The 15,194-nt window shown below is 44.2% G+C and carries 11 protein-coding genes; 5 read left to right on the top strand and 6 right to left on the bottom strand.

Annotated features, from left to right (window positions below; all coding sequences use genetic code 11):
* Window positions 1-5 precede the first annotated feature (5 nt).
* From QQL60_RS06885 to QQL60_RS06870, 4 genes are read left to right on the top strand one after another with little or no spacing between them, the layout of a single operon-like run.
* Window positions 6-1,424: an ABC transporter permease gene (locus QQL60_RS06885; protein ID WP_284722857.1), complete on the top strand. Its 1,419-nt coding sequence runs from the start codon at window positions 6-8 to the stop codon at window positions 1,422-1,424.
* On the top strand, window positions 1,421-2,785 hold the full coding sequence (locus QQL60_RS06880; RefSeq protein ID WP_284722856.1) for a DUF3526 domain-containing protein: 1,365 nt from the start codon (window positions 1,421-1,423) through the stop codon (window positions 2,783-2,785). Before QQL60_RS06885 ends, QQL60_RS06880 begins: the two co-directional genes overlap by 4 nt.
* Window positions 2,775-3,782, top strand: a complete 1,008-nt coding sequence (locus tag QQL60_RS06875; protein ID WP_284722855.1) for a CobW family GTP-binding protein — start codon at window positions 2,775-2,777, stop codon at window positions 3,780-3,782. The genes QQL60_RS06880 and QQL60_RS06875 overlap by 11 nt, the downstream gene beginning before the upstream one ends.
* Before the next feature lie 6 nt (window positions 3,783-3,788).
* A complete protein-coding gene (locus QQL60_RS06870; protein ID WP_284722854.1) occupies window positions 3,789-5,450 on the top strand; it encodes a formylmethanofuran dehydrogenase subunit A in 1,662 nt (553 codons plus the stop codon).
* A 49-nt stretch (window positions 5,451-5,499) separates the two neighbouring features.
* Here the strand turns inward: QQL60_RS06870 and QQL60_RS06865 are convergent, their stop codons facing one another.
* The 6 genes from QQL60_RS06865 to QQL60_RS06840 form a co-directional block, all read right to left on the bottom strand.
* A complete protein-coding gene (locus tag QQL60_RS06865) occupies window positions 5,500-7,941 on the bottom strand; it encodes a TonB-dependent siderophore receptor (protein ID WP_284722853.1) in 2,442 nt (813 codons plus the stop codon).
* Between the two features lie 77 nt (window positions 7,942-8,018).
* Complete coding sequence (locus tag QQL60_RS06860; protein WP_284722852.1) at window positions 8,019-9,002, bottom strand: FecR family protein; 984 nt, start codon at window positions 9,000-9,002, stop codon at window positions 8,019-8,021.
* Window positions 9,003-9,004: 2 nt separating this feature from the next.
* Entirely contained in the window at window positions 9,005-9,523 is a 519-nt protein-coding gene (locus tag QQL60_RS06855; protein WP_284722851.1) for a sigma-70 family RNA polymerase sigma factor, read from the bottom strand.
* A 92-nt stretch (window positions 9,524-9,615) separates the two neighbouring features.
* The gene (locus QQL60_RS06850) at window positions 9,616-10,737 is read right to left on the bottom strand and encodes a PQQ-dependent sugar dehydrogenase (protein WP_284722850.1); all 1,122 of its coding nucleotides are present in this window, start codon (window positions 10,735-10,737) and stop codon (window positions 9,616-9,618) included.
* 19 nt (window positions 10,738-10,756) lie between these two features.
* A complete protein-coding gene (locus tag QQL60_RS06845; RefSeq protein ID WP_284722849.1) occupies window positions 10,757-12,373 on the bottom strand; it encodes a protein adenylyltransferase SelO in 1,617 nt (538 codons plus the stop codon).
* A 69-nt stretch (window positions 12,374-12,442) separates the two neighbouring features.
* Window positions 12,443-13,456: a metal-dependent hydrolase gene (locus QQL60_RS06840; protein ID WP_284722848.1), complete on the bottom strand. Its 1,014-nt coding sequence runs from the start codon at window positions 13,454-13,456 to the stop codon at window positions 12,443-12,445.
* A gap of 145 nt (window positions 13,457-13,601) precedes the next feature.
* Here QQL60_RS06840 and QQL60_RS06835 point away from each other — a divergent pair, with 145 nt between their 5' ends.
* On the top strand, window positions 13,602-15,194 hold the full coding sequence (locus tag QQL60_RS06835) for a tetratricopeptide repeat protein (protein WP_284722847.1): 1,593 nt from the start codon (window positions 13,602-13,604) through the stop codon (window positions 15,192-15,194).

The raw sequence follows: 15,194 nt of genomic DNA, 5'->3' as shown, positions 1-15,194 counted from the left end.
GTAAAATGGTTTTTTCTATTGCTCGTCATGAGCTTATCGAGTTATGGCGACATAAAACGTTAAAAATTTTACTGCCATTGCTGATCTCTCTCACCTTGCTGGTCGCTGTCAGTCACTGGCAGCAACAGCAGGATTTTATAGCGGTTCAGCAACAATGGCAGCAAACCAACGATGAAAAGTGGGAGGCTCAGCCTGATCGTCATCCACACCGAGCTGCACATTATGGGGCAATGGTGTTTCGCGTTATTTCTCCACTGAGTTTTATGGATGCGGGTGTGAATCCATTTGTGGGTAACGTGTTGTTTCTGGAAGCACACCGACAAAACAGCAGCCAGTTCAAACAATATCTGAGTAGTCACAGTTATATGCAGTTGGGCTATTTATCCGGGGCGACCTTGATATTAGTGGTGTGGCCATTGGTACTGATCGCTCTGGCCTATAAGAGCATCAGTGGTGAGCGTCAGCAGGGCACGCTGCGTCAAATTATCTCGCTGGGTGTCAGTTTCAGGCAGATGATTGTCGGTAAAGCGCTGGCATTTTTATTTATCTCATTACTTTTCCTGGCATTGGTGTTTTCCGTCGCTGCTATCTTTTTAGTGATGGCTGCAGTAGAGGCCGATGTCTATGTTCGTTTTGCTATGTTATTTGTGTTGTATTTTCTGTATTGCGTGATATGGGTCAGCCTTATCCTTTTCGTTTCAACGCTGTCTCGCGCTAATAATCAAAGTCTCTCAACATCCTTACTGTTGTGGTTAGTGATGGTGGTGGTTTTACCAAAGCTGGCCTATGCCGTTGCCGAGTGGCGTTATCCACTTCCAGATAATGCAGTGTTTGATATTCAGACAGCTCAAGCCGTTGCCAAAGTCGGGGATTCTCATGATCCGGATGATCCGTATTTCAATGATTTTCGTGAGCAAACATTAAAAAAATACGGTGTTGAACGTGTTGAGGATTTACCGGTGAATTGGAAGGGCTTATTGATGCAGGAAGGTGAGCGTATTACCAGCGAAGTCTTTGAAGAGCAGTATGGACAGCTTTTAAACCAGATAGCTAAGCAAAATTCCTGGGTATCACGCTGGTCACTGTTCTCGCCTTTTTTACTGACAAGTCGTTTATCTAACCTGCTGAGTGCGACCAGTTACCAGCAGATCAGACAATACGAACAAGCCGCTGAAGCCTATCGTTATCAGTTGATTCAGTCATTGAATGATTTACATATTAACGAAGTGGATATGGCACATGATAATAGTGACCATCGGATCTCCAAATCTCATTGGGCTGAGCTTGCAGAGTTTGACTATCAGCCAGGTAAATTAGATGAGGAGTGGACATTTATGTCATCGTCAGCTGCCATGATTGGACTTTGGTTGCTGAGTTTATTGGCAGCGATTATGGTTATTAGGCCGAAGGTGACCTTAGTATGAGTCTGTTTTCTTTTGAATTGAAATTGTTTTGGGCGAATCGACTGAATAAATGGTTGTTATTGACTTATCTCGTTGCTGGTGTGATTGCCATTGCGTTAAGTCAGGCAAAAATTGAACGTGAACTCGACCATTACCAATTTTCTCAAGCCCATTATCAGGATGATATTCAACATTATCGTGATCAGTATGATAAAAACCAGCTTCTTCCGGGCTATATGGGCTATTACTTATTTCATCCTGTGTCACAAACGCCGCAAGCCTGGTCTGCCATATTTCGTGGTGAACGTGATGAAACTGCGACGCATCTTCGGGTGAGGTTATTAGGCTTACAAAGTCAGGTCAATGCAACTGCACCAGGCAATGTGGATGCTCAACGGTTTGGGCAATTTGATTTGTCCTTCCTCTGGTTATATTTGATGCCATTACTGATAGCCGCAATGAGTATCAATGTCTTAGCAGATGAAAAAAATACCGGTCGCTGGCCCATGTTAGTCGCCCAGGTTCCCAAAGGTGCCCGGTTGATCTTCAGAAAAATGTCAATACCGGCGTTGATGGTACTGATCGTCAATATAGTTTTGTTAGTTGTTGCCACGCTAATCACTTCAATCAGTCTTGATAGCAATTGGTTTGGCGTATTAGCTCAGATCATCTTGTATCAGCTGTGCTGGTGGTTTATTTGTGGCTGGATTGTATTTCTGAATAAAGAAGCCAGTTTTAACTATCTGTCATTTATTACTATCTGGCTGGTGTTTACCTTTGTGGTACCCGGATTAGCTTATCTTTATCAGATTCAACAACAGGATGCCGGTAAAGATGCGGCTATTGTATTTGAACAGCGTCAGTATATGAATGATAGCTGGGATAAAGATAAAAAAGCGGATTTTGCTGCGTATCTTGCTCTGTTTCCCCAATGGACTCCTACGGCACCATTGGGTGATGAATTTGATTGGCGTTGGTATTACGGGCAGCAACAAATGAGTGATGTGATTGTGGCTGATTTAGTTAGTCAGCGCCATCAGACACAGTTAGCGAGCTATCAACAAGGGCAAGCCTTTTCCTGGTTTTCGCCAGTGATGAGTATGCAATATGGTTTTAATCGTTTAGCCAATGCTGACACCCTGGCCAAGCTCGATTTTAATCAGCAGATTGAACAGTACCATCAACAAATACGTCATTTTTTCTGGTCAATTTATTTTCCTGATAAAGCTTTCGAAGAAGCAGACTTTGATGAAATTCCTGCGTTTAATTACAGCAGTAATATCGGATCAGGTTTATGGCAAAGCCTGCTGAAACTACTTGTGATAACTGCTGTATTTGCTGCCTTCATGTGGCACCAGCTACGCCGGTTTCATGAGCACTAAACCGCTGAGAAGAGTACCGACCAACATCATTACCGGCTTTTTGGGCGTGGGTAAAACCACGTCTATTAATCATTTATTGGCAAAAAAGCCAGTCTCTGAACGCTGGGCTGTATTAGTGAATGAATTTGGGCAGATAGGACTGGATAAAACGCTGCTCGAAGCGGAGTCAGCTTCGCCTGGTTTACTCATTAAGGAAGTCCCCGGCGGGTGTATGTGTTGTAGTGCTGGCTTGCCTGTCACAGTGGCATTAAACCAGATTTTACGTGAAGTAAAGCCCGATAGATTATTGATTGAACCGAGTGGGCTGGGGCATCCGAAAGAAATTCTCGAGATACTCTCTGGTCAGCAATATCAGAGTTGGATTGAGTTAGGCGCGACGATTACCTTAGTTGATGCCCGTCATTTCAATGATGAACGTTACACAACTCATAACATCTTTTTGCAGCAACTAGCGGTGGCTGACCTGATTGTCGTCAATAAATACGATAAGCAAAATCCGGCTGACTTGCTTCAGATGCAGACTGTTTTAGCTCAGTCTGAAGCTCAGGCCACTCCAATACAGATGACAGAGTTGGGGCAATTATCTCCTTCATGGCTGGATATACCATCCTTATTTAAACGCGCCATCTGGCAACAAGTGACTCAGACAAAACAACAGCAGGACGTTATCAATCAATATTCAGAAGCTGGCATTGTGGTTTATGAGCACCAAAAAGAGAGCTGGGCTAGCCTTGGGTTTCGTTTCGATAGTCGACATCAATTTGATGAGGCGGCGTTATTGCATTTTTGTGGGCAGCTGAACGTAGCGCGTATTAAAGCTGTTGTAAGTACTCAATTAGGCACACTTTTTATCAACCAGGTGAACACGGAGCTTAATTTTAACCAAGGCGATGCCGTGTTAACCGAGAGTCTGATCGAATTTATCAGCATCACTGTGTTATCAACTGAAGCTATAAAAGCCGGATTATCAGACTGTCTTATTCTCAAGCATCAGTGAGGTTTTATGTATTCGTGTATAAAAAATGCCCGTGCCTATGATCCTGTTCAAAACTGGCATGGGGAGATACGTGATATCTGGTTCAGAGATGACAGAATCTGTAACGCACCCGCTATAGAGCAACAGCAGAAAGCCACTATTTATGATGTGAATGGTGACATCGTGATGGCGGGAGGGATTGATATTCATAGCCATATCGCTGGTGGCAATGTGAATACGGCACGATTACTCCTGCCTGAACAGCACCGGAATCACTTAATGAGACAAGCAGCAACACCTTTTGCCAATGCACGCTGGTCGTCGTTTGAAACTGGTTATAAATACACTGAGATGGGCTATAGCATGGTGGTAGAGCCTGCCATGTTGCCAGTAAATGCGCCACAAGTGCATGCCGAATTTGCTGATATTCCTATTATTGACACTGCAGCCCTGGCCATCCTCGGTAGTGATGATTTATTGGTCAATTTAATCAGGCAGGGTGCCAGTCAATCACAAATCAATGATTATGTGGCTTGGACGCTACATAAAACAAAGGCTTTGGGATTGAAGGTGATCAACGCCGGTGGTTCACAGGCATTTAAAGATGGTGCCGAGACATTCAATCTGGATGATGTGTTGACTGATTACAGTATTTCGTCTCGTCAGTTATTACAAACCCTACAAACAGCTGCGGTTCAGACTGGCTTACCGCATCCTGTTCATGTTCATTGTAATAACTTAGGTACACCAGGCAACATTCAGACGATTGTGGATACGATGGAAGCTGCACAGGGATTGCCTATGCATTTGGCGCATGTGCAGTTTTATGGTTATGGCAACGAAGGTAAATTTGGCTTTTCTTCAGCGGCGGCGCAATTGATGGCAGCGTTTAATCGCTATCCCAATATTACGATGGACGTCGGGCAAGTGTTGTTTGGTCAAACAGTGACGTTATCAGGTGACGTCATGGCTCAGTTTGCTCGCCGTGGTGATGTCAGCCCGAATAAATGGCACGTCTGGCATGCTGAGAATGAGGGTAGTGGCGGTATTGTGCCTTATCAGTATAAACAAACGAGTTTTGTGAATGGTTTGCAGTGGGCGATAGGTCTGGAGATTTTCTTATTATCTGAAGATCCATGGCGACTCTTCTTTACCACTGATCACCCTAATGGCGCGCCATTCACCCGTTATCCAGATTTATTACACTTATTGATGAGTTATGAATACCGCATGGCTTGCCTGGAAAATATGCATCCTGAAATTACTGAGATGACCTTGTTAAAAGATCTGAAAAAAGAATTCAGTTTGTATGAGATAGCCATCATGACGCGGGCTGCACCTGCGCGTTTATTGGGTCAAAAAGATAGAGGTACGTTACAAGCTGGGGCGAGAGCTGACATCGCAATTTATCGTGAACAAGAGAATAAATCGCTAATGTTCCGTCATGCAGAAAAAGTGTTTAAGAACGGTGAGCTTGTGCTTGATGATGGCCGGATAACACAACGCACCAATGGCCGTACAGTTACGGCTTCTGTTGGTTTTAATCAGCAAATTGAACAGACCGTGCAAGATTACTTTGATCGGTTTTACACAATGAAACTAAGCCACTACGGTATCACTGATGCCTTTATGGAAGAGCAGCACAGGCATTATTTAGCGACTAAGGTATCAGGCCAATATTCTGCCTGAGCTTGATGATAAAGGGCATGGAAATGACCATGCCCTGTCCTTTACGCGTTTAGAAGTCTAAACGTAATCCAGCAAACACGGTTCTTGGTGCACCAACAGAGATGCGATATGCGCCGCCGGAGGCTGTGTAGTATTCTTCATCTGTGATATTTTTTACACCTAAGTCTACTCTTAGGGTTGAACTGCCAATAGTCGGAAAGTAGTACCAAATACCAGCATCAACTAGTGTGTAGTCACCTAACTCAAAGCTATGTTCACTATCACCATAGCGGTTACCGACATGGGTAATACCACTGCCAATACCAAATCCACTTAAGGGATTATCTACACCCTGGAACTCATAACTTGTCCATAGATTAGCAGTATGTTCTGGCACATTAGTGGGACGGTTACCATCAGTATCAGCATCTTCACTGACAATTTCGGCATCAAGCAGCCCGAGTGATGCTCGGATATTCCAGCCAGAAACTGGGCTCCCGGCAACACTGAATTCGATACCATTGGTATCAATGCCGCCAGTCAATTCAGCTTCGCCATTAACACTTTCGTAGACATTGTCTTGTTTAATATCAAAATACGCCATAGTCAGCAGAAGTCTGTCATCAAAGGTTGACCACTTTACACCCGCCTCGTATTGTCTGCCTTCTTGTGGAGGCAGGGCAGTTTGTTGCTGCTGACCCGTATAAACATTTTGCGCCATGAACGTATCGGCATAAGAGGTATATAGTGATACTTCTGGAATAATGTTCCAGACAATCCCGGCACTTTTTGTGAATTTACTATCACGCGGTGTATCGGCTGTGGTGACGACACCTGAACTAAGTACACGACGTTCAAAATCTGCCGAATAAAACTCTTCTCGAAAGCCTAGTGTGATGGTGACGTTATCCGCAGCTTGCATATCAAGCTGAGCGAATGGGCCGTATGATTTCATATTGACATCGCGATGGTTACGGCTCGCTGTCGCGCTATCGTTGATTAAGTTATAGCTGTTTGGATTGGTGACTGTGCCGCCTGTTTGAGTACTACCGGCAAAGTTGATCCATTCTTCGTCTTGCTCGTGATATTCAACACCCGTTACAAGCTTCATTGGCAGGAATAAATCAAATTCTCCCCGGGCCTGTAAACGAGCGAAGAAAGTATTTAATTCACGATCTATGTTGCCTTGAACACCTCGCGTTATTGTTCCATCGGTTGCTACCTCTCCTACTTCAACATGAGTATCGTCGGCTTTTTCACTGTTATAAAACAGTTTGGATTCGATATTCCAACCGCTTTGTTTGATGGGAAAAACGGTGTCGATTTCAACCAGATTGGATTCCACTTCATTAAAGCTAAAACCGGCGTCATAGCTTGTATCGCTAGAGACATCAGCAATTTTTCGCTTGCCGTTTGCTAGGGGGACAGTAATCAGACCCCGGTCGAACGATCGTTTTTCTTTACTGTACTCATAATTCACATTGATATATTCGCCTTCATCACCAAACCACGAGAGTGAGCTGGATAAAAAGCGTCTGTCGATATCTGAGTTGTCACGGAAGGTTTCACTGTCTTCCCATGAACCAGTGATTCGATATGCCAGATTATCGCTATCAGCGATTGCACCTGTTGAGTCAAAGACAGCACGTTGCTGACCATACTCATCAAAGCTGGTTGAGAGATGATTTTCATTCTCTAACTGAGGTTTTTTAGTGATAATGTTAACAAGACCCCCCGGCATCATTTGTCCTATATCTGCCACGGGGCCTTTGATAATTTGAATATTGTCGACAGTTGCCGGATCAATACGTCTGTTTGTTTTGAGACGGACTCCGTTACGATAAATATCGGCAGGTCGTCTGAAGCCCCTGATCAGGTAGTCTTCACGCGTGCCACCATAACCATCAGCGTTAACGACGTTGGGCGCCATCTTATAGACATCTTCCATTTCACGCGCTTGTGAATCTAATAACAGTTGTTCAGGGATAATATCGACACTGCGCGCCATTTCTGTCACATCTTTAGCAATGCGAGTGCCTGTTTTAACCTCACGGCTATCATAGCGAAACTGTGGAGTTCCCATCACCATTAATGCATCCAAATCAACGGAGTCAGTACTATCATCCAGCGTGAAGTTTTGTTGTTGCTTTGGTGCCGGTTTTCTTTCCAAATAATAGCTATTGTCAGCAGATTTAGTGAACGTGAGTCCGGTGCCGGCCAGAATCAGGTTTAACCCTTGTTCGGTTGCATAGTCACCGGACAGGCCTTGACTGGATTTACCGCTGGTTAATGCAGCATCTGCTGAGAGTAAAATCCCGGCACGACTGGCGAATTGGTTCAATACCGTCGCTAAATCACCTTGTTGAATTTCATAATGTTGCTGAGCGTTGTCGGCAAAAACGCTCTGAGGCTGGTATAACAAACTACCGCTCAGAACGATGGAGCTTAAAATGAGCTGACGGGCTTTACGTCGTTTATTGATTCGTGCCGCAGCCATCTTTTGGTTTTTCATCTTTTTCCTCATCTACTTTAGTGTCTTTGATAGCTATGCCGGACAGCAGCGGAAAAAGGGAAGCAAATCATAAAAAATTAACGGGTTTTATCGATACGCCATATTTTCTTGTTTACTTGCCAGATATGTACAGGCAATGAGTGCTCAACGGCCGTTAACACTCTGGGAATATTATTGAGTGGGTAGCTGCCCATCAGGCGCAGGGTATTGAGTTCGTTTGGACAGATAATCATCGATTCCTGGTAACGATTGAGCTCAGTAATAAAGTCACACAGGGGCATATCGTTGGCGAGCAATATGCCGTTGGTCCAGGCTTCATTGACCGGATCTACAGGCAATGAGTTTGTCAGTATCTTTTGTTGATTAAAAATGGTTTGTTCACCAGCGTGGGTGATGATCGCAGTTGGCTGTTGGCTCGGCGCTGTTTTTACAGCACCTTCGAAGACGCTCAGCGAGGTTTTGTTATTTTCATAACGAACATTGAAACGCGTGCCCAGTGCGGTGAGCCGGCCATCTTTTGTGTCTACTACCAATGGACGATGATGATATTCCTTATCTTTACCACTGCTAATGAATATTTCACCTTTATTTAAGATGATTTGACGTAAATCAGCAGTGAATTGAGTATCGATACTGCTATTGGTATTAAGCCAGAGCTGAGTGCCATCAGCTAAGCGAATCAGACGTGTTTCTCCCACGGCTGTCTGGAAATGCCTTTTATCCATTTCTGAATAAAAAGGAGTGAAAAAAGAGAAAGTTAACAGTGAAACGATGATGATCAGGACAGCACTGAAAAGAGAGGTCGTTTTAGAGGCAAAAAACCGCGAGGGTGTATGTTTAATAACGTATTGGGATGCAGATGAGTTTGCCGCTTGATTAAATTCTGCCTGAATACCTTCTATTTGTTCCCAGGCCAGTTGATTAGCGGGGTGTTGCGATAGCCATTCCCGCCATTTTTGTTGATCTTCTCTGCTGACATTGTCGCTTTGTAATATGGCGAACCAGATTGAGGCTTCCTGTAATACCTGATCTTCAATAACGGCCTGATGTTTGGGATGCATATTTATGAATAGGCGTTTTTAACACGTAAGCATTGCATCATGGCATCAGCCATATACGTTTTGATTGTGCGTTCAGAAACAGCCAGCTTGTGACTGATTTGCCGATAGGTGAGGCCTTCTATCTGAGATAAAATAAAGGCATCACGAACAGGCTTTTTCATATTTGCTAATAAGCTGACTAACTCCATCAATGTGTCTAAAGCAATAGCACGGTGTTCTTCAGATGGGCAAAGTTCTTCAGGATATAAAGCCAGTGCCTCGAGATAGGCTTGCACAACATGCTGGCGGCGCCAGTGATCATTAACCAGGCCGTGTGCGATGGTGGTCAGATAGGCGCGTGGCTGTTTAAGTTCGTTAATCGTTTCAGGTTTAAGCAATAATCTGACAAACGTCGATTGCACCAGATCACGTGCTAACTCATCACATTGAAGCTTGTTACGTAGCCAACGGTGTAGCCAGCTCTTATGCTCAATATAGAGAGCAGTGACTTCTTTATCCTGTTGGTAGGTAAGATTGTTCAAGACTGGCCTTAATGTTAATGTGAATTATTATCATTATTTATTAAGGCGTGCTGACTGTCAAACTATGAGGTCTTAAGTCGTCGTTATTATATTTATTCTGTTTTTGGGGAAATCCGATAGATATCACCAGAGTCAGTACTGATCAGCAATGCTCCATCGGGCGTTTCAATGACATTTCGTATTCTGCGGGATAACGTGTTCAATAAACGCTGCTCGTCAACTGCTTCGTTTTTATCATTCAGCGTGACAATATTCAGGTGTTGTAAGCTGAGTGCGCCGATAATGAGTATTCCATGCCATTGTGGAAATAAGGTGCCCTGATATTGGATAAGACTGCTGGGTGCGATGGAGGGGATATAGGTTTTAATAGGCTGTTCCATTCCTTCCTCGTGAGTACCATGTCCCACAGAAAGCGGTGCCCAGTATTCTTTTCCATAAGAAATTTCAGGCCAGCCATAATTTTTGCCGGCTTCAATTAAATTGATTTCATCGCCACCACGGGGGCCATGTTCAATTTCCCATAACTGCTGGCTTTGCTGGTTATAAAACAGACCCTGAGGATTTCGGTGGCCATAACTCCAGATTTCCGGCAGGGCTTCATTTTTGCCAACAAAGGGGTTATCCGCTGGTGCCGTCCCATCCATATTGAGGCGTAGAATCGTACCGGCGTGAGTCATTAAGTTCTGCGCATTAGGACGCTCACCACGTTCACCGACTGACAGGAAAATATGACCCTTGCCATCAAACGTAATGCGTCCACCGTAATGCACATCGTTACCGGTACGTGATTGTGTCACCAGTAATTCCTGCCAATGGGTGAGAATATTGTTCTCAATTTTCGCTCTAGCCAGAGTGGTGGCACCTTCGTCATCCACATCTTTGGCGTAACTTAGATAAATCCAGCCTGTTTTTTCATAGTCTGGTGAGCGTTTGACATCAAATAAACCGCCTTGGCCCTGCACCAGAATATCGACGGGTAAGCCGGTAATTTCATGTAATCGTTTTGTATCCTGATGAAATTGATACAAGTGTCCATCGCGCTGGCTGATCAGCAAAACATTATCATTCAGATAATCCATGCCCCATGCGACAGGAATATCAGACAGTATTTTTTCAATATTAAGATCTTTATCCCGACTGATATCGGCAGCAACAAATGAGCTGCTAATGAGAAAAGCGAAAGCGGAGAGCATCTTGGCCAGGTTCACTGTCATTTCCTTAATAAATTACAGACTATGAACTACATGAGAGCATTGAGCAGCCGGGTTTGTTCCTGGCCCAGTCAGGACGTTTTGCTGCATAGCTTTCATATTGTGGTTGTTCATCATAGGGGTGACGCATCACCTCCAACAGTTCATTGATTAGGCTTGGGTCGCCTTGTTCCGCTTTATCGATGGCAAGTTGCGACAAATAGTTACGCAGAACATATTTGGGGTTAACAGTGTTCATCTTTGTTTTACGTTTTTCGTCACTGATGCCTTCTTCCTCAACACGGTTGAGATAATCTCTGACCCAGTTGGCTATATCATTTTTATCTGCCTGACTGAGTGCATCAGGTGAATAAAAAGCCACCATTAAGGGTGAGAGAAGCTCATCATTGGTTTTCTTTTTATCAGTGACTTTTACATTAGCGAGGTGCCGATAGAACAAGGTCATATCAGTTTCGGTGAGTTGCATAACGCGATTTAGATCCTGATGTAGCTCTTCATCTGCAGGCTTAAATTCAGATAGTCCCAATTTATCTGCACGCATCTGTTGCCATTTATCTGTATAGACAGTGACATAGTCATTCAGAATATCTCTCAACGCTTCAGCATCATCAATCAGTGGATAGATGGCGTTAGCCATTTGCAATAAATTCCATTGGGCAATTTGTGGTTGTGCACCAAAACGATAACGCTTACCGGTTGCATCAGTGGTGTTGGGCGTCCAGTTGGGATCGTAGTCATCAATCCAGCCATAAGGGCCGTAATCGATAGTCAGGCCGAGCACGGATGTGTTATCTGTATTAAACACACCATGCACAAAACCCACTCGCATCCAGTCAACCACCATATCGGCTGTGCGTTCACAGATTTCTCGGAACCAGTCTAAGTAACTCTGTTTACTTGGCGTACCTAAGTGAGGATAAAACGTATCAATGGTGTAATCGACCAAGGTTTTTAAGGTTTCGCTGTCGCCACGGGCACTAAATATTTCATAACTGCCCAGACGCAGAAAGGAGGGTGCAACTCGGCAGACTACTGCACCAGGTTCGCTCTGTGGCCGGCCATCATAAAACATATCCCGAATCACATCGTCACCTGTGGTGATAAGGCTCAATGCTCGGGTGGTTGGCACGCCAAGATGGTACATGGCTTCACTACATAAAAACTCACGTACGGATGAACGCAACACGGCCAGACCATCAGCTGTACGTGAGTAGGGCGTTTCTCCTGAACCTTTAAGTTGCAAGCTCCAGCGCTGGCCTGACTCACCAATAACTTCACCCAAATTGATAGCACGACCGTCGCCTAGCTGACCAGCCCAATTACCAAACTGGTGACCGCCATAACATTGGGCATGGGGTTGCATGCCTTCAAGTTGTTGGTTGCCGACAAAAACCTGCTTGAATAAGTCGCTGTTACAATCCTCATCACTGAGTCCAAGTTCTTCGGCCATTTCTGCTGAGTAGGCCATCAACGTCGGTGATGTTGCTTTTCTTGGTGTGACATAGGAAAAACAAGCGCCAAGCACTTGTCTGCGGAAATTACCTGTTTCTGGATCAGCAGGTAAACGCTGAATAAATTGATTATCAAACTGCCAGTCAAGCAGGCTATTTGTGGTATTGCTTTCATTTGTCTGTGTCATGACACCATTACACCAAAGTTAGGCGAAACAAAAAACCTGTTAAACGTGTTGTTAATCAACACAAAAACACTAATTTAGCTGAGGGTTAAATTCGACAGCTGGATTCCATATCCGTTGCCATACCCAGTGAACACCTTCCTTACGGTGATTGCTGGTTGCGAATCGGTTCGGAATGCTGGGTATGTATTGCTGCTGACCTTTTTCTGCGATGTTAAAGCGGAAAAAATAACTCGGCTCCATCCCCATGCGTAAATCTGAAGCCACGATATGATCACCTTGCAGTTCGAGTTTGAATAAGCCGTTGGTGAACCAGTTTATGCGTTTATAAGCCGGGTAATGTTCTACTTTATCAATGAGCTCAGCACCACGATCATATGCTTTGAAAATGATGGGCTGACGACCCTCGAATACAGAATGAAAGCCCTCAAAGTAGTGTTCATCATTGACGGCAATCACTCGCCACAAAAGCGTATTAAAAGCGGTTGCAGAGACTTGCATATGATCGATCTCAATACCTTGCTCAGCAAAAGTGCTCTCAGCTTGATGTTCAACCCACTGTTGAGAAAGCAGTCCCCACGTTAGATACACACAGCTAAAAGCAAAGGTATAACGCATGAGTTTCGTACTGATGATTTTATCTGGTGCGATTAATACCGCTAAAAAACCAATTAAAAGCGGGATGGAGTAGGTCGGATCAATAATGAACACACTGCCACCAGAAACCGGACTCGGCATTAACGGCCAGAATAATTGTGTGCCATAGACGGTGAGCGCATCAAGCCCTGAATGGGTAATTAGAGCCAACCAAGTCAGCAAAAACCAATTGAAAAAACTAAAGGTTCTATCAAAACGATGCAAGATTATAGCGAGTAGCGGGGCGACAGCCGTCTGGACAAACCAGGAATGACTCCAACTTCGGTGCAATGTCATTGAAGCCAGATCAGTCTCATGGGGAATGAAGATATCTAAATCGGGTAACACGGCAATTGCTGCTCCCCATAACACCGCTTTTCGTGGGGATTTTTTACCAGCAACCATATAACCTACGGCACCGCCGAGTAATGCTTGTGTTACTGTATCCATCTGATTTTTATAACCTTAAAATATGTAAGTTGATTAATGTGAGATTTTACGATTTGCCAACGGTTGCGGGAAAATATTCCCTGGGCTACATTCGGCTATTTTAAATGATATCGATAATCTCTGAATTCAAGACGCTGAGCTCAATATGAAAAAGAACGCGCCCCTAAGACCACTATCTCAAGCAGAAATTCAACCCATCATCAATGCGTTAAATTCAGGTCAGTTAGCGATGGCGGAAGCCATGTCGAAAAAACTGCTTAAACAGTTTCCTAATGCGTTTGTTTTATACAACCTCTATGGCAATGCCTTAGCGGGACAAAATAAAACAAAAGAAGCGGTTGAGGCTTTCCGTAAGGCGATAAAAATTGATCCCAGTATCGCCGAAATGCATTTTAATCTAGCGGCGCTTCTCACCAATATGAATCGTCATGAAGAAGCTATCCAGAGTTATAAAAAAGCCGTCAGTCTTAAACCGAATCTCGTCGATGCTTATTATAATATGGGCATCGCTCATCAAGCCTTAAAACAATATCCGCAGGCAAGCCAAAATTATCAAAAAGCCATTGAGCTTGAACCGGGCTTTTATGAAGCCATGGTGAATCTGGGCGTTGTGTTGCAAGAGCAGGGCATGCTGATTGAAGCCATCAATACATACAACCAAGCCTTACAGATTCATAATGATGCACAGATTTATTTCAACCTCGGCACAGCCTACAAAAATCAAGGTAAATTAGGTGAGGCCATCGCTGCATACAACAAGGCATTAGAACTTAATCCCGATTATGCCGATGTGCATCGCAGTGTCGGGGAAGTCTTGCGTGATCAAGGCCGATATGACGAATCGGTTGCCGCCTACAAACGGGCCTTAGAGCTCAATCCTGATCTACCGATGGCTAACTACAGTCTGGCGGTTTATCTTTATGATAGTGGGGATTTGCAGGGTGCCTTGGAGCATTTTCAGCGTTCACAATATGCTGACTGGCAGGAGCGCTCCTTATATTGTCTCTATAAAACAGGGCAGTTTGATAAGTTTAAAAACGGCCTTGATGCATTAAAGCGAAGTAAAGATAACTCGCCATTTTTAGCCACATTAGCCGGGCATTATGCTGAAAACTTTGGCACCGAGAATGACTACAATTTCTGTAAAAATCCACTGGATTTTGTGTTTCATACCGAAATCCCCGAGCTTAAAAACAGTAGCGAGTTTTTAAACCAGCTTTTACAAGATATTCATACCTGCGATGTCGATGAAAAGTCTCAGGGACGACTCTTCAACGGCGTGCAATCTTCCGGTAATTTATTTAAACGTCCCGAAGCATCATTTAGACAACTGGCTGAATATGTTGCTCAAGCAGTAGAACGATATCGTCAGACCTTTGCCGGAGAAAACTGTCAGTTCGTTAAAGCTTTCCCGAAAACCACCGAGTTCGCCAGTTCCTGGTATGTAAAAATGAAAAGTGGTGGTCATCTGACCTCTCATATTCATGAAGAAGGTTGGGTCAGTGGATCGCTGTATTTGTCGTTACCAAAAAACAAACAGCACGAACATGAAGGTAGCATTGAGCTAAGCACGCATGGCGACGACTACCCTAAAAAACACGACAACTTCCCCACCAAAACCATTGCCCCGGAAGTCGGTGATTTGGTGATGTTTCCCTCATCCTGTTTCCATCGCACCATCCCATTCAGTTCAGATGAAGAACGTATTTGTATTGCGTTTGATTTGAAGCCGATGTGA

Source organism: Methylophaga thalassica, assembly GCF_030159795.1.
Lineage (GTDB): Bacteria > Pseudomonadota > Gammaproteobacteria > Nitrosococcales > Methylophagaceae > Methylophaga > Methylophaga thalassica.
The sequence above is the reverse complement of the archived record's forward strand: the minus strand, read 5'-3'. Positions and strand labels throughout refer to the sequence as shown.

Bases quoted from the DNA above. Each gene is read 5' to 3' on its own strand.
- QQL60_RS06885 (WP_284722857.1), top strand. From the start codon at position 6: ATGGTTTTTTCTATTGCTCGTCATGAGCTTATCGAGTTATGGCGACAT.
- QQL60_RS06880 (WP_284722856.1), top strand. From the start codon at position 1,421: ATGAGTCTGTTTTCTTTTGAATTGAAATTGTTTTGGGCGAATCGACTG.
- QQL60_RS06875 (WP_284722855.1), top strand. From the start codon at position 2,775: ATGAGCACTAAACCGCTGAGAAGAGTACCGACCAACATCATTACCGGC.
- QQL60_RS06870 (WP_284722854.1), top strand. From the start codon at position 3,789: ATGTATTCGTGTATAAAAAATGCCCGTGCCTATGATCCTGTTCAAAAC.
- QQL60_RS06865 (WP_284722853.1), bottom strand. From the start codon at position 7,941: ATGAAAAACCAAAAGATGGCTGCGGCACGAATCAATAAACGACGTAAA.
- QQL60_RS06860 (WP_284722852.1), bottom strand. From the start codon at position 9,002: ATGCATCCCAAACATCAGGCCGTTATTGAAGATCAGGTATTACAGGAA.
- QQL60_RS06850 (WP_284722850.1), bottom strand. From the start codon at position 10,737: ATGACAGTGAACCTGGCCAAGATGCTCTCCGCTTTCGCTTTTCTCATT.
- QQL60_RS06845 (WP_284722849.1), bottom strand. From the start codon at position 12,373: ATGACACAGACAAATGAAAGCAATACCACAAATAGCCTGCTTGACTGG.
- QQL60_RS06840 (WP_284722848.1), bottom strand. From the start codon at position 13,456: ATGGATACAGTAACACAAGCATTACTCGGCGGTGCCGTAGGTTATATG.
- QQL60_RS06835 (WP_284722847.1), top strand. From the start codon at position 13,602: ATGAAAAAGAACGCGCCCCTAAGACCACTATCTCAAGCAGAAATTCAA.